This window comes from Rhizobium lusitanum (genome assembly GCF_014189535.1).
In the GTDB taxonomy this organism is placed as follows: Bacteria; Pseudomonadota; Alphaproteobacteria; order Rhizobiales; family Rhizobiaceae; genus Rhizobium; species Rhizobium lusitanum_C.
In genome coordinates, this window is the sequence record NZ_CP050308.1 from 465,779 (window position 1) to 480,829 (window position 15,051).

At 59.8% G+C, this 15,051-nt stretch carries 16 protein-coding genes and 1 riboswitch; of the genes, 8 read left to right on the top strand and 8 right to left on the bottom strand.

Going from position 1 to position 15,051, the window contains the following annotated elements:
• The first annotated feature begins 37 nt into the window (after positions 1-37).
• Positions 38-754 carry a lipoyl(octanoyl) transferase LipB gene (gene lipB / locus HB780_RS16090; protein WP_183693501.1) on the top strand — a complete coding sequence of 239 codons (717 nt, stop codon included), beginning with the start codon at positions 38-40 and terminating at the stop codon, positions 752-754.
• Here the strand turns inward: lipB and HB780_RS16095 are convergent.
• Entirely contained in the window at positions 751-1,173 is a 423-nt protein-coding gene (locus tag HB780_RS16095; RefSeq protein ID WP_183693504.1) for a helix-turn-helix domain-containing protein, read from the bottom strand. The genes lipB and HB780_RS16095 overlap by 4 nt on opposite strands.
• A gap of 226 nt (positions 1,174-1,399) precedes the next feature.
• On the opposite strand from HB780_RS16095, the gene HB780_RS16100 reads away from it, so the two are divergent.
• The 6 genes from HB780_RS16100 (at position 1,400) to sugE (ending at position 7,489) form a co-directional block, all read left to right on the top strand.
• The gene (locus HB780_RS16100) at positions 1,400-2,335 is read left to right on the top strand and encodes a DMT family transporter (RefSeq protein ID WP_183693507.1); all 936 of its coding nucleotides are present in this window, start codon (positions 1,400-1,402) and stop codon (positions 2,333-2,335) included.
• Between the two features lie 81 nt (positions 2,336-2,416).
• Positions 2,417-4,426, top strand: coding sequence for an acetyl-CoA carboxylase biotin carboxylase subunit (locus HB780_RS16105; protein WP_183693510.1), 2,010 nt, complete (start codon positions 2,417-2,419; stop codon positions 4,424-4,426).
• Between the two features lie 102 nt (positions 4,427-4,528).
• Positions 4,529-5,656, top strand: a complete 1,128-nt coding sequence (locus tag HB780_RS16110; protein WP_183693513.1) for an S-(hydroxymethyl)glutathione dehydrogenase/class III alcohol dehydrogenase — start codon at positions 4,529-4,531, stop codon at positions 5,654-5,656.
• A 69-nt stretch (positions 5,657-5,725) separates the two neighbouring features.
• Positions 5,726-6,190 carry a YaiI/YqxD family protein gene (locus HB780_RS16115; RefSeq protein ID WP_183693516.1) on the top strand — a complete coding sequence of 155 codons (465 nt, stop codon included), beginning with the start codon at positions 5,726-5,728 and terminating at the stop codon, positions 6,188-6,190.
• Entirely contained in the window at positions 6,187-7,020 is an 834-nt protein-coding gene (fghA, locus tag HB780_RS16120; protein WP_183693518.1) for an S-formylglutathione hydrolase, read from the top strand. Before HB780_RS16115 ends, fghA begins: the two co-directional genes overlap by 4 nt.
• A 154-nt stretch (positions 7,021-7,174) precedes the next feature.
• A complete protein-coding gene (sugE, locus tag HB780_RS16125; RefSeq protein ID WP_183693521.1) occupies positions 7,175-7,489 on the top strand; it encodes a quaternary ammonium compound efflux SMR transporter SugE in 315 nt (104 codons plus the stop codon).
• Positions 7,490-7,636: 147 nt separating this feature from the next.
• Here sugE and HB780_RS16130 read toward each other — a convergent pair whose 3' ends face one another.
• From HB780_RS16130 to HB780_RS16160, 7 genes are all read right to left on the bottom strand, one after another.
• Positions 7,637-8,029: a DoxX family protein gene (locus HB780_RS16130; protein ID WP_047455013.1), complete on the bottom strand. Its 393-nt coding sequence runs from the start codon at positions 8,027-8,029 to the stop codon at positions 7,637-7,639.
• A gap of 123 nt (positions 8,030-8,152) precedes the next feature.
• A complete protein-coding gene (locus HB780_RS16135) occupies positions 8,153-9,685 on the bottom strand; it encodes an acyl-CoA carboxylase subunit beta (RefSeq protein ID WP_183693525.1) in 1,533 nt (510 codons plus the stop codon).
• Positions 9,686-9,752: 67 nt separating this feature from the next.
• On the bottom strand, positions 9,753-10,229 hold the full coding sequence (locus HB780_RS16140; protein ID WP_183693528.1) for a hypothetical protein: 477 nt from the start codon (positions 10,227-10,229) through the stop codon (positions 9,753-9,755).
• A gap of 70 nt (positions 10,230-10,299) precedes the next feature.
• Positions 10,300-11,085, bottom strand: a complete 786-nt coding sequence (locus HB780_RS16145; protein WP_183693531.1) for an ATP12 family chaperone protein — start codon at positions 11,083-11,085, stop codon at positions 10,300-10,302.
• A 9-nt stretch (positions 11,086-11,094) separates the two neighbouring features.
• The gene (locus tag HB780_RS16150) at positions 11,095-11,748 is read right to left on the bottom strand and encodes an HAD-IA family hydrolase (RefSeq protein WP_183693533.1); all 654 of its coding nucleotides are present in this window, start codon (positions 11,746-11,748) and stop codon (positions 11,095-11,097) included.
• A complete protein-coding gene (locus HB780_RS16155) occupies positions 11,745-12,743 on the bottom strand; it encodes an RluA family pseudouridine synthase (protein WP_183693537.1) in 999 nt (332 codons plus the stop codon). Before HB780_RS16155 ends, HB780_RS16150 begins: the two co-directional genes overlap by 4 nt.
• Positions 12,744-12,961: 218 nt before the next feature.
• Positions 12,962-13,498: a copper chaperone PCu(A)C gene (locus tag HB780_RS16160; RefSeq protein ID WP_286203121.1), complete on the bottom strand. Its 537-nt coding sequence runs from the start codon at positions 13,496-13,498 to the stop codon at positions 12,962-12,964.
• A gap of 180 nt (positions 13,499-13,678) precedes the next feature.
• A riboswitch (glycine riboswitch) is annotated at positions 13,679-13,766 on the top strand.
• Between the two features lie 148 nt (positions 13,767-13,914).
• On the opposite strand from HB780_RS16160, the gene gcvT reads away from it, so the two are divergent.
• A complete protein-coding gene (gene gcvT, locus HB780_RS16165) occupies positions 13,915-15,051 on the top strand; it encodes a glycine cleavage system aminomethyltransferase GcvT (RefSeq protein WP_183693540.1) in 1,137 nt (378 codons plus the stop codon).

The window sequence follows — 15,051 nt, forward strand, 5'->3', positions numbered from 1 at the left end:
GAGATGCGCGGACGCAGGCGCGCAAAGGACTGGCAGGATGCTACGCACCGATCTCGAACACCAAATGTTTCCGCTGATTGATTCACCACCGGTGCGTTGGCGTATCGCCGACTGTCCCGTGCCCTATGACGAGGCTGTGGCCACTATGGAGGCGGAAGTCGCCGCCATTGCCGATGGTCAGGTGCCGGAGCTCGTCTGGCTGGTCGAGCACCCTCCTTTATATACGGCAGGCACAAGCGCCGACGCCGCCGATTTGATTGAGCCCGATCGGTTTCCGGTCTTCGCCACCGGTCGCGGCGGCGAATACACCTATCATGGCCCCGGCCAACGCGTAGCCTATGTCATGCTGGATCTGAAGCGCCGGCGTCAGGATGTCCGTGCCTTCGTGGCCGCTCTGGAAGAAGTCATCATCCGTACACTCGATTGGATGAATGTTCGCGGCGAACGCCGCGAGGATCGCGTCGGCGTCTGGGTGCGCCGTCCGGAAAAACCGCCGCTGCCGGATGGGACGATGACAGAGGACAAGATCGCGGCGCTTGGCATTCGCGTGCGCAAGTGGGTGACGTTTCACGGCCTGTCGCTGAACGTCGACCCCGACCTCAGCCATTTCTCCGGCATCGTTCCTTGCGGAATATCATCCTATGGCGTCACCAGCCTTGTCGATCTCGGTCTACCGGTGATGATGACAGATGTAGATGTGCGCCTGCGCGAGGCTTTCGAGCAAGTCTTCGGCGAAACAGCCAATGACGTCTAATGCGCGACGTCCTTGCTGACGTTGCGTAAGCGAATCTGATGGTCGAGCCTCTCGATCTGGCACGTCGTCGTCTCGATCAACCGGCCGATATCCTGGTAGGCGGACCGTAGTCGCGACAATTCGCTCCTGACCGCTTCCAGTGCCCGTTCTTCGCTATCCTCGCGTGGTCCGTCTCCCGTGCCTGTCATCAGCCACGCCGGCGAAACGCCGAACAGGCCGGCCATCGTCGCCAAGGCAGTCGGCTTCGGTTCCGAACGGTCCGATTCCCAGGCAAGCATCGTCTCCTGGTTCACCCCAAGCTGGCCTGCCAATGATTCGACGCTGATGCCGGCGGCATCGCGGGCCATGGAGATGCGTCCACCCAGGGTATCGTCGCTTTCATCCGAAAAAACGGTCGTTTCTTGTTCCGTCTTCAACATCGGTGCGATCCTCCGTTTTTGGTCGCGCCGGTGAATTTCTAAGCGGCGCGCTTAATTTTTAGCGGATTAACTCGGTAGAAATAGGTCTAGGGGCGTCATCAGGCCACCTCGATGTGTCCGAATTGGGAAAGTCCGGCACTCTACGTCAAATGGTGTAACCAATCGAAAAGGACAGGCTGTAGCCAATACCTTGATCGAATGGCGTTCCTGTGATTGATGTCCGGTCATGTCCGCCATCGCCACCGCTCCCGCCCAACAAAATCCTCTGCAAGGCATGGCTATCATGGCCGGCGCCATGATCGTGTTGCCGGTGATGGATGCCATCGCCAAATATATGGCGACCTTCGAGGCGATGTCGCCGGGACAGGTGACTTTTTATCGTTTCTTCTTTCAGCTCGTCTGCACCCTGCCGCTGCTCTTCTTTGCGTTCGGCTGGGGAGCGCTTTCGGCCAAGCGGCCATGGATGAACCTGTTGCGCGGCGCATTGCACGGCGCGGCGAGCCTGCTGTTCTTTGCAGCGGTCAAGTACATGCCGCTTGCCGACGTCTTCGCCATCTATTTCGTCGAGCCCTTCATTCTCACCGCGCTCTCGGCACTGTTTCTCGGCGACAAGGTCGGCTGGCGGCGCTGGCTGGCGATCGTTGTCGGCTTCGGCGGTGCGATGATCGTCATTCAGCCGAGCTTCGAGATTTTTGGCCTGAAGGCGCTGCTGCCAGTCGCCTGCGCCTTTCTCTTCGCGCTCTACCTCTTCATGAACCGAGCCGTCGGCGACGCCGATTCACCTTTGACCATGCAGACCATGGCCGGCATCGGCGGCACGATCTTCATGACAGGCGCGCTGTGGATCGGAGCCTCGGCCGGCGCTACCGATTTCGCACTGTCCCTGCCCGCTTCCTGGCTCGGTCTCGTACTGCTGCTGATTCTCGGTGCGGTGTCCGGCTATGTCCATCTGCTGGTCGTCCGTGCTTTTCGGCTGGCGCCGCTATCGCTGCTGGCGCCCTTTCAATATTTCGAAATCATCTCCGCTACCGTTCTCGGTTATGCGCTGTTTGGTGATTTTCCCAATTTTTCCAAATGGATCGGCATCCTGATCATCGTTGGATCGGGCCTGTTCATCATCTGGCGCGAGCGGGTGCAGTCGCGATCCGCAGCGTCGGCCTAAGCACTCATATCTTCCGCATGGACCGCCGGGACGATTTGTGGCTAAAACGCTAGCAGGGCATATGCATTGGGTGGAGTTTCCATGTTCAAGAAAATCCTGATCGCCAACCGCGGCGAGATCGCTTGCCGTGTGATCAAGACCGCGCGCCGGATGGGGATCCTGACTGTCGCAGTTTATTCAGACGCGGATCGCGACGCCCTGCATGTCGAAATGGCCGACGAGGCCGTGCATATCGGTGCGGCCCCCGCCGCCGAGAGCTATCTCGTCGCCGAAAAAATCATCGCCGCCTGCAAGGAAACAGGAGCCGAAGCGGTGCATCCCGGCTATGGCTTCCTCTCCGAGCGTGCATCCTTCTGCGAGGCGCTGGAGAAGGAAGGAATCGTCTTCATCGGCCCGAAGCCGAAGGCGATCAAGGCGATGGGCGACAAGATCGAATCGAAGAAATTCGCCAATGCCGCCAAGGTTTCCACCGTTCCCGGCTATCTCGGCGTCATCGAGGATGCCGATCATGCTGAAAAGATCGCGGGCGAGATCGGCTACCCCGTGATGATCAAGGCATCGGCGGGCGGCGGCGGCAAGGGCATGCGTATCGCCTGGAGCAAGGATGAAGTGCGTGATGGTTTTGATCGCGCCCGTTCCGAGGCGAGAAGCTCTTTCGGCGACGACCGCGTCTTCATTGAAAAATTCGTGGTCGATCCCAGGCACATCGAAATTCAGGTGCTGGCTGACGGCCACGGCAATGTCGTCTATCTCGGCGAACGCGAATGTTCGATCCAGCGCCGCAATCAGAAGGTCGCCGAGGAAGCGCCCTCGCCGTTCCTTGATGAGGCCACCCGCAAGGCCATGGGCGAGCAGTCCGTAGCGCTCGCCAAAGCGGTCGACTACCAGAGCGCCGGCACCGTCGAGTTCATCGTCGATCGTGACCGCAAGTTCTATTTCCTCGAAATGAACACCCGCCTGCAGGTCGAGCATCCCGTGACCGAACTCATCACCGGCATCGATCTTGTCGAGCAGATGATTCGTGTTGCCGCCGGCGAAACGCTGCCTTTCAAGCAGGAAGACATCAAGCTGAACGGTTGGGCGATCGAAAGCCGCCTCTATGCCGAGGACCCCTATCGCAATTTCCTGCCATCGATCGGCCGCTTGACGCGCTATCGCCCACCGCGCGAAGGCAAGAACGGCAAGACGATCGTCCGCAACGATACTGGCGTCTTCGAAGGCGCTGAAATCTCGATGTATTACGACCCGATGATCGCCAAGCTCTGCACCTGGGCACCGACGCGGCTTGAAGCGATCGATGCCATGGGCGATGCGCTCGATGGTTTCGTCGTCGATGGCATCGAACACAACATGCCGTTCCTCTCGGCGCTGATGAAGCATCCGCGCTGGCGCGAAGGGCGCCTGTCGACCGGCTTCATCGCGGAGGAATATCCGGATGGCTTTGCCCCGATGACGCCAGGTGGTGACGAAGGGGCCCTGTTGGCGGCCATAGCGCTCTCCTGCGGCCTAGTCGATGCGAACCGTCGCGAGCGCTACGCCGACAGGCTGCGGCCGGCCACGGGACCATTGCGCGAGGAATGGGTGGTCAAGCTGGGTGCGGATTATATTCCAATCACGCTGCTCGATGGCCTTGTCACCATCCCGTTCGAGATGGATGTGCAGATCGCCGGCGATAGCCTGACGGTTAAGACCGACTGGCGTCCGGGCGATGCCGTTTGGTCCGGCTCGGTCGGCGGGCGCAAGGTGACGGCGCAGATCCGCCCTTTCCTCAACGGCTTGCGCATCGATTGGCAGGGGCTCTCCGTCCACACCAGGGTCTTCACTCCGCGCCAGGCAGAACTCGACAAGCTCATGCCGGTGAAACTGCCGCCAGATACCTCCAAGCTGCTGCTCTGCCCCATGCCGGGCCTCGTCGTCGCCATCGCGGTTACCGAGGGACAGGAGGTCAAGGCGGGTGAGACACTGGCGATCGTCGAGGCGATGAAGATGGAGAACGTGTTGCGCGCCGAACGTGACCTGACCGTCGGCAAGATCAACGCCAAACCCGGCGAAAGTCTTGCCGTCGATGCGGTGATCATGGAGTTCGCCTGATCAAAATACGGCGTTAAGTGTCTGATTTTTAGCTTGAGCCGTACTGCGCGCCCATGCGAATGTCGCGCCGACAAAAATCTTTATTGAGAAGGGAATGAAACGATGGACGTACGCGCCGCCGTAGCCGTTCAGGCAGGTAAACCGCTCGAAGTCATGACCGTGCAGCTCGAGGGCCCAAGAGCCGGCGAAGTGCTGATCGAAGTCAAGGCAACCGGCATTTGCCATACCGACGACTTCACGCTGTCGGGTGCCGATCCGGAGGGCCTGTTCCCGGCGATCCTCGGTCACGAGGGTGCGGGCATTGTCGTTGACGTTGGCCCGGGCGTGACCTCGGTGAAGAAGGGCGATCACGTCATTCCGCTTTACACGCCGGAGTGCCGCGAGTGCTATTCCTGCCTGTCGCGCAAGACCAACCTCTGCACCTCGATCCGCGCCACCCAGGGCCAGGGTCTGATGCCCGATGGCACCTCGCGCTTCTCCATCGGCAAGGACAAGATTCACCATTATATGGGCTGCTCGACCTTCGCCAACTACACGGTCCTGCCCGAGATCGCGCTTGCCAAGGTCAATCCTGACGCGCCCTTCGACAAGATCTGCTACATCGGCTGCGGCGTCACCACGGGCATCGGCGCGGTCATCAACACCGCCAAGGTCGAAATTGGCTCGACCGCGATCGTCTTCGGTCTCGGCGGCATCGGTCTCAACGTGCTTCAGGGCCTGCGCCTTGCCGGGGCCGACATGATTATCGGCGTCGATATCAACAATGATCGCAAGGAATGGGGCGAGAAATTCGGCATGACGCATTTCGTCAATCCGAAGGATGTCGGTGACGACATCGTGCCTTACCTCGTCAACCTGACGAAGCGCAACGGTGACCTAATCGGCGGCGCCGACTACACGTTCGACTGCACGGGCAACACCAAGGTCATGCGTCAGGCGCTGGAAGCCTCGCATCGCGGCTGGGGCAAGTCCGTTATCATCGGCGTCGCCGGTGCTGGCCAGGAAATCTCCACCCGTCCGTTCCAGCTGGTCACCGGTCGCAACTGGATGGGTACTGCCTTCGGCGGCGCGCGTGGCCGCACCGATGTGCCGAAGATTGTCGACTGGTACATGGAAGGCAAGATCCAGATCGATCCGATGATCACCCACACCATGCCGCTCGAAGACATCAACAAAGGCTTTGAGCTGATGCATTCCGGTGAAAGCATTCGGGGCGTGGTGGTTTACTAATCGCTGATAGCAAATGGCATGCGGTGGATGAGTTAAACACCGCATGCCATTGGAAATATTGAATATCCCATGATTTACGTCGATGCCGATGCCTGCCCGGTCAAGCCGGAGATTCTGAAAGTTGCCGAGCGCCACGGCATCGAGGTGACGCTTGTCGCCAATTCCGGTCTCAGGCCGTCGCGGGATCCGATGGTGAAGAATATCATCGTCTCTAGCGCTTTTGACGCCGCCGACAATTGGATTGCCGAGCACGCCGGTCCCGGCGATATCGTCATAACCGCCGATGTGCCGCTCGCTGGGCGCTGTGTCGCCACCGGCGCGCTGGTGACCGGGCCGACCGGCCGCATCTTCGATGTCGCCAATATCGGCATGGCCACCGCGATGCGCGATCTCGGCGCGCATCTGCGCGAAACCGGCGAAAGCAAGGGCTACAACGCCGCCTTTTCGCCGCGCGACCGCTCGGCCTTTCTTGAAACATTCGACCGGCTCTGCCGGCGGGCAAAAGCCCACAATTCGTCTGGAGACCAGTCTTGAATATCATTTCCCAGAACACCGCCTTTGGCGGCATGCAGGGCGTCTTCATGCATGAATCCGAGGCCTGCCAGAGCGAGATGACCTTCGCGGTCTTCGTGCCGCCGCAGGCGATCACACAGCCCTGCCCGGTCGTCTGGTATCTCTCCGGTCTTACCTGCACCCATGCCAACGTCATGGAAAAAGGCGAATATCGCCGCATGGCGGCCGAGCTTGGCTTGATTATCGTCTGCCCGGACACCAGCCCGCGCGGCAACGACGTGCCCGATGAGCTGACCAACTGGCAGATGGGCAAAGGTGCCGGCTTCTATCTCGACGCCACCGAGGAGCCGTGGTCCGAGAACTACAAGATGTACACATACATCACCGAGGAATTGCCCGCCTTGGTCAGCGAACAATTCCGAGCCGACATGAGCAGGCAGGGCATTTTCGGCCACTCCATGGGCGGTCACGGCGCCATGACCATCGCACTGAAGAATCCGGATCGCTTCAAGAGCTGCTCCGCCTTCGCACCGATCGTCCAACCCTCGACCGCCGATTGGTCGGCACCGGCCCTGGAGAAGTATCTTGGAGCCGACAAGGCCGCTTGGCGGAAATACGATGCTTGCGCGCTTGTCGAGGACGGTGCCCGATTCCCGGAATTCCTGATCGACCAGGGTAAGGCCGATAGTTTCCTGGAAACCGGCCTGCGCCCCTGGCTGTTCGAAGAGGCGATCAAGGGCACCGGCATCGATCTCACGCTGCGCATGCGCGAGCGCTACGATCACTCCTACTACTTCATTTCCAGCTTCATGGACGATCATCTGAAGTGGCATGCTGAACGGCTTGCATGAAACAGATGGCATAGCAGCTATGCCACTCGCCATCTTGAAAAGCCAATTTAGCGACGGCATATATTATCTCGCGCAGACGACTGCGGCGGTTGGCATTGCATTGACGACCGTAAGACACCGCGGGGACGGCCTCGCTCTCACAAAGGAGCGTAAAATGGCTTGGTTTCTGCTTTTCCTCGCAGGTCTGTTTGAAATCGGTTGGGCCGTCGGCCTGAAATACACGGATGGCTTCACCCGACCGATGCCGACAATCCTCACTGTCATCTCGATGGTCATCAGCATTGTATTACTGGGTCTGGCGGTGAAGACTTTGCCGATGGGCACGGCTTACGCCGTCTGGACCGGCATCGGTACGGTCGGCACCGTCCTGCTCGGCATCTGGTTGCTGGGCGATCCCGCAACCCTCGTTCGCCTGTTCTGCATCGGCCTGATCGTAGCTGGCATTGCCGGGCTCAAGTTCGCTGCCTAACCATCACCCTGACGCGAAAAACAATATCGCAACTGCAAAGGGCGCGGGCGAAAAGCTGAAGAGCTTTTGCGCGCCGCGCCCGATGCAGATGGGGGTTATGATGATGTGTCGGACCCGGAGATTGGCCGAGCCAGACGTTGAGATCGATTACTTCTTGCGATTGTCGATGGCCAGGAGGCCGGGACCCGCGAAGATCAGGAACAGGAAGACGAAGCAGTAAAGGATGGCTCCGTCGCCGCCATTGTTGACCGGGAAAAAGTCCTTTGGATAATGCGCCATGAAATAGGCGACAGCCATGTTGCCGCAGAGAATGAATGCGACAGGACGGGTAAGGAAGCCAACGACGATTGCCAATCCACCGACGAGTTCGAGAATGCCTTGAATCAAGATCAAGGTCGGTAGTGGGCTTGAGAATTGACCGCCGGCCGGAAAGCCGAGAAGCTTCTGCGTGCCATGTGCCGTAAACAAGAGCCCGGTCATGATGCGTAGTGCTGTGAGTGCATAAGGCTGATATTGATTCAGCCGATCGGAAAGCGCCATTTTAAACTCCAATTCTAACTCCCCCAAATGAAAGCATTAGAGAGGTCGGTTGCGAACGTGAAAACACGGCTTCTGACGTCCAATCAATTTACCGTGTAAAATCTGTGGCTTGTTGTCACATGCCTAAAGTGGAATGTTGTCGTGCTTCTTCCATGGATTGGTCAGATCTTTGTTCCGCAGCATTCGCAGCCCCTGTGCCAGCCGGCGCCGCGTCGAGTGTGGCTTGATCACCTCGTCGATATAGCCGCGCTCTGCGGCGACGAAGGGTGACAGGAAACGGTCTTCGTACATCTTCGTATGCGCCGCAATCTTCTCCGGATCGGCTATATCCTTGCGGAAGATGATCTCCACCGCGCCCTTGGCGCCCATGACGGCGATCTGGGCCGTCGGCCAGGCATAGTTGAGATCGCCTCGCAGATGTTTCGAGGCCATGACGTCGTAGGCGCCGCCGTAGGCCTTGCGGGTGATGACGGTAAGCTTCGGTACGGTGGCCTCGGCATAGGCAAAGAGCAGTTTGGCGCCGTGCTTGATCAGCCCGCCATATTCCTGCGCGGTGCCCGGCAGGAAGCCGGGGACGTCGACGAAGGTAACAATCGGGATATTGAAGCAATCGCAGAAGCGCACGAAACGCGCCGCCTTGCGCGAGGCGTCGCTATCAAGCACACCGGCAAGCACCATCGGCTGGTTTGCGACGAAACCGACCGTCGCCCCCTCGATCCGGCCAAAGCCGCAGACGATGTTCTTGGCAAAGCTCGCCTGAATCTCGAAGAAATCCCCCTCGTCCGCCACCTTCAGGATCAGCTCCTTGATGTCATAGGGCTTGTTGGCGTTGGCGGGAATCAGCGTGTCGAGCGACGTGTCTGGATCGGTGACCGATTGGTAGCACTCGATCTCCGGGAGAGCGGCAGTATTTGACTGCGGCAGAAAATCGATAAGCCGGCGTACCTGCATCAGAGTATCGATGTCGTTGTCGTAGGCGGCGTCGGCAATCGAGGATTTGGTCGTATGCACCGAGGCACCACCCAGCTGCTCTGATGTCACGGTCTCGTTGGTGACAGTCTTCACCACATCCGGGCCGGTCACGAACATATAGGAGGTGTCGCGCACCATGAAGATGAAGTCGGTCATCGCCGGCGAATAGACGTCGCCGCCCGCGCAAGGCCCCATGATGACAGAAATCTGCGGGATGACGCCGGAGGCGAGCACATTGCGCTGGAACACCTCGGCATAGCCGCCAAGCGCCGCCACGCCCTCCTGGATGCGCGCGCCGCCAGCATCATAGATACCGATGATCGGCGCGCGGTTCTTCAGCGCCATATCCTGGACCTTCATGATCTTCTCGGCGTGCGCCTGCGATAGCGAGCCGCCGAAAACCGTGAAATCCTTGGCGAAGAGGAAAACGGTGCGGCCATTGACCGTACCCCAGCCGGTGACGACGCCGTCGCCGGCGATCTTCGTCTTGTCCATGCCGAAATCGGTCGAGCGATGCTCGACGAACATGTCGAATTCCTCGAAGGAGCCTTCATCGAGAAAGATGTCGATCCGTTCGCGCGCCGTCAGCTTGCCACGTGCATGCTGCGCGTCGATACGCACCTGCCCGCCTCCGAGCCTTGCGACATCCCGGCGACGTTCCAGTTCCTGCAGGATCTCTTTCATTTCATGATGGCCCTCTTCTACGCTTATCCGGCTTAGCATGGCGCAGGAATAGTTTGAAGCCGTACGCTCAGTTCACCAGTGGCGGCGCATTCAGTACGAAGATCGAGCGAATCCGCGCGGCGATATCCTCGGCCATCAGATCATTAGACGCAGTCGGGTCCGGCGTATAGTTGACGATATCGAAGGAGGCGATTGCGAGCACTGCACCGTTATCCAGCGAAGCGGCGTCGATGTTGATCTTCACCGAATTGCGATCATGGTTGAAGCTGCGCCCCCTGCGGAGATCCGTCACGCGGATGGTCAATGCCACCGTCGGCAATGCCGTATCGCGCGTCGTGGCGGCAATGGCGGCGTTGACGTGATCGTTGATGGCTGACAGCAAGGTCGGCGGAACAGGTGGAACGGCCTGATCGGCAACAACAGTGGCGCTACGCACATTATAGGCCGGAGGTGCCGGCGGCTCCGTCAGCGACCAGCTTGAGCACGCAGCCAGTGCCAAGCATCCCACGAGCACCGATACCGTACCCGACCTCAATTGCAGCATGATTCGCGTCCCGAACTCCCAACCTCGTGATATGTAGAGTTCGATATAACGGACTGGAAATCAACAACATTCAATTGCGAAGCGCAGAAAATACATCCGTTGCCGCCTGAAATTCTTCGAAGCGCTGTGCGCGGCGCTTGTCGGCCTCTTCGTCATGCCCCCACTGTTCGATCGTCCAGTCTTCATCGAGATGAGCCAGCGACCATATGTCGGCGAGAGGCAGCTGTCCCTCGGCAAAGGCAAGCGCCAGGATTGCCGAACCGGTTAGCGTGGTGATCGTGTGTAGGCTGGCGAGTTCCAGCGGCGTATCGTATTTGCGCAGCGTCACGGCGAAGGCGGCGATCGCCTCGCGCGGCTGCTCCTGATGCATGACGCCTTCCGCCAGGATGAAGCGGGCACCAAGTTCATTCGCTGCCCAATCGATCAGCGGATCCCACCGCTCCGATTGCCGCTCCACCAGCAATTCCGGCTGATCGGCCCGATAGCAGAGCAGGTCGCTGGAGGAAAAGCGCAGGATGTCCTCGAACACCGCCTGCGGATCGGTCGCCACGCCATCCAGCGCGGTATTGACCAAGCGCGTCACCGGCATGACGGTAGGGTTTATAACATCTACCTGCCGTGCCCATTCGGCCGCCACCAGCTTCGCCAGTGCCTCGGTCGGCACAGCAAGCGACCGGCGCGCGGGCGTCTTCACCACCTTGCCGTCGAGTTCGATCACATGGCCGTCCTCGCCCTCGCGGATGCCTACATCCTTGTAGAAGCGCTTGGGCAAAGGCTTGCTCATCTGGATCTGCGCCCGGCGGATCGGGTCGGGATGGCTCAGGCCTTCGGAAAGGTCGTTCAACAGGTCGCGCATGACGTCACCTCAGAGAATATGGCTCAACAGGTCGTTCGGATGATGGGCAATTGCATCGGCACCGGCGGCCAGCAGCTCCTCCACCGAGGCATAACCCCAGGCGACCCCGATCGCGGTCGCACCCGCCGCCTTCGCCATCTGCATGTCATAGATAGCATCGCCGATGACAATGGTATCATGCGGATCCGTGCCCGTCTCTTCGCAGCATTCCGTCACCATTGCCGGATGCGGCTTCGAAGGGCAATCGTCGGCCGTGCGCGAGACGACGAAATAAGGCGTAAAACCATTCACCTCGAGAATGTAAGTCAGCCCGCGGCGCGACTTGCCCGTGACCGCACCGAGCAGCAGTCCATCGCGGGCGGCCAGCGTCTCGATCAGCGGCTTGATACCGTCAAATAGCGGCGTCTGCATATCCGCCTCGTCGCGCACGCCGGGATAGATTGCCTTGTAATGCGCCGTCATGGCGATCGCCTCGTCGTCGACATGCGGCTTGCCCTGCATGCGGGCAATCGCGATGTCGAGCGTCAAGCCGATGATCGATTTGGTCGAGGCAACATCCGGGCGCTTATGACCAAAGTCGACAAAGGTGCGCGCCATGACCTCATGGATCAGCCGCGCGCTGTCCACCAGCGTCCCGTCGCAATCGAAAAGAACGAGGCTCATTCGTCGTCCGGCTCCCCTGCGGATGCCATGTCAAGGCCGAGAAGGTTCCAGGTCTGCACCATATGCGGCGGCATTGGCGCGGTGACGCGCAGGCGGCCGCCATCCGGATGCGGAATATCGATATGGCGGGCGTGCAGATGCAGCCGCTTCTGAACACCGCCCGGAAAATCCCAGTTATGATCGTCGTCGAAATATTTTGGGTCGCCGATGATCGGATGGCCCATGTGCAGCGCGTGAACGCGCAGCTGGTGCGTACGACCGGTATAGGGCTCCATCTCCAGCCAGGCGAGGCTCTGCGCTGCCATTTCGAGCACGCGATAGTAGGTAATCGCGTGATCGGCGCCATCTTCGCCATGCTTGGCGATGCGCATGCGGTCACCATCGGGGGTGGCTTCCTTGACCAGCCAGGTCGAGATCTTGTCTTCGTGCTTACGCGGCACGCCCTTCACCAGCGCCCAATAGGTCTTCTTGGTGTCGCGTTCGCGGAAGGCGGTCGCCAGCTTCTGTGCTGCGCCGCGCGTGCGGGCAACAACGAGGACGCCGGACGTGTCGCGGTCGAGACGATGCACCAGGCGCGGCTTCTCGCCCTTCTTGCTCGTCCATGCCTCAAGCATCTTGTCGAGATGACGATTGAGACCGGAGCCGCCCTGCACTGCAAGGCCGGCCGGCTTGTTCAGGACGAAGACCTTCTCGTCTTCATGCAGCAGCATGCGCGATAGAAGATCGGAATCGCTTGAATGCTTCAGATCCTTGCTGGCGATGGGACCGCTCTTCGGTCCCTTTGCATCGACGTCCAGCGGCGGCACCCGCACAACCTGTCCTGGCTGCACGCGCGCATCTGTCTTCACGCGACCGCCGTCGACACGCACCTGACCGGAACGCATCAACTTCTGCAACTGCCCGAAGCCTAGCCCAGGGAAGTGCACCTTGAACCAGCGGTCGAGGCGCATGCCGGCCTCGTCAGGCTCGACCTCTATATGCTCAATCCCGGCCATTCTTCTTCTTTCAAAAATCGCGGCGTGGTCCCGAAAGGTATGAAACGGTTTCGGGCAACTTCATGCCAAATCAGGGAACTGGGGACGATCCCGCCCCAGGGCCGGGCAATCCCGGCCTTTTGACGTGGCTTTAGAGCATTTCGAGGGAAAGTGGAAACCGGAATTGTCTATGGGCGGGAATTTTATGACGTCATTGCACTTTAGAGGTTGCGCAAACCTCAGTTTGCGTTCGGCGCAACGACGGGCAAGCTGATATCGACCATCCCGGCATTTTCGAACATCAGCATGACCGGCACTGTGCCGCCCTGCTTGAACGGCGTCTTCACCTGCTTGAACATCATATGCATGCCGCTTGGTGAGAGGGTCACGGTTGCGCCGGCGGGGATGGCTATACCTTCCTTCATTTCGCGCATCTTCATGATCTCGCCCTCCATCTTCATCTGATGCAATTCGACCTTGCCTGCTTGCGGCGATGTGACGGAGGTAAGCTTGTCGTCGCTCTTGCCGCCATTGTGGATGGTGATGTAACCGCCGCCGACAGGCTGGCCCGGCAACATAGCGCGGACATAGCCGCCGCTGATGTCCAGATCGCCGAGCTTGGCCGTCGCCGACCCGGCTGGCGCTTTGCCCGCATCCATGTGCATCCCGTGCATGCTATTGGTATCGTTGCTTTGTTGTGCCATGACGGCCGTAGCCGAAAACGAAAGCACACACGCCGACATCAGCAATGTGGCGGCATAATTACGGTTCATCATTGTCTCCTGCCCTGCTCCTCTAACGGCTTCATGCGATAGCCTCTGAAGACGCCGTTGCAAAGTCCCCGGCATCCGCGGGGCGCGCAATTCCGCGTGTGCTTAAACGGGCCGCACGACAAAAATTTGTTCAAGGGCGACATTTGCCCCTTGCCATCTCTCGCGACTACCAGATAATGGCACTCAACCTTGTTGGGAGAATCCGGTGAAAGCCGGTGCCGAAGGAGCAACCGCCCCGGAAACTCTCAGGCCAAAGGACCAGCAAGGGGCAGACGGAACTCTGGAGAGAAGTGCGCAAGCACTCGCCGAAGGGATAACAATCTCAGGCAAACGGACAGAGGGGGCTCATCGTAAGGCGCAGCCGCGCCGAAATTTTGAGCCCTGCGCTTTTAATCGAGCGCAAACCCCGGAGGCGTCATTTGGACGAGACCGCTGCCACCAAGAAGACCCCGCTTCACGCCCTGCATCTGTCGCTCGGAGCCCGCATGGTGCCGTTCGCCGGCTATGACATGCCGGTGCAATATCCCGCCGGCGTGATGAAGGAGCATCTCTGGACCCGCGCGTCCGCTGGCCTGTTCGACGTTTCGCATATGGGCCAGGTGACGATCCGCGCCCGCTCCGGCAAATATGAGGATGCGGCGCTGGCGCTGGAAAGCCTCGTGCCGGTCGATATTCTTGGCCTTGCCGAGGGCCGTCAGCGCTACGGTTTCTTCACCGACGACAATGGCGGCATCCTCGACGACCTGATGATCACCCATATGGACGACTATCTCTTCGTCGTCGTCAATGCTTCTTGCAAAGATGAAGATATCAAGCATCTTCAAGATCATATCGGCGATACCTGTGAAATCACTTTATTGGATCGCGCCCTGATCGCCTTGCAGGGACCGCGTGCCGTCTCCGTCCTCGCCGAACTATGGGCCGATCTCGCCTATATGAAATTCATGGATGTGCGCCATTGCCGCCTGCACGACGTTTCCTGTCTGGTCTCGCGCTCAGGCTACAGCGGCGAAGATGGTTTTGAAATTTCAGTACCGGCCGACAAGGCCGAGGACATTGCCAAACGGCTGCTCGAGCACCCCGATGTCCAGCCGATTGGCCTGGGCGCCCGCGATTCCCTGCGTCTCGAAGCCGGGCTCTGCCTGTACGGCAACGACATCGACCAGACGACGACACCGGTCGAAGCCGCCCTGGAATGGGGTATGCAGAAAGCCCGCAAAACCGGTGGCGTCCGTGCCGGCGGTTTTCCTGGCAGCGCGCGCATCCTTGACGAACTCGATAATGGCGCGTCGCGCCGCCGCGTCGGCCTGAAGCCGGAAGGCAAGGCCCCGGTTCGCGGTCACGCAAAGCTTTATGCCGATGCCGAGGGCAAGACCGAGATCGGCGAAGTCACCTCTGGTGGCTTCGGCCCGAGTGTCGAGAGCCCTGTGGCCATGGGCTACGTGCCCGTCAGCTGCGCCGCGCCCGGTACGCCGGTCTACGCAGAAGTGCGCGGCAAGTTCCTGCCCGTCACGGTTTCTGCCCTGCCTTTCATCACCCCGACCTACAAACGCTAA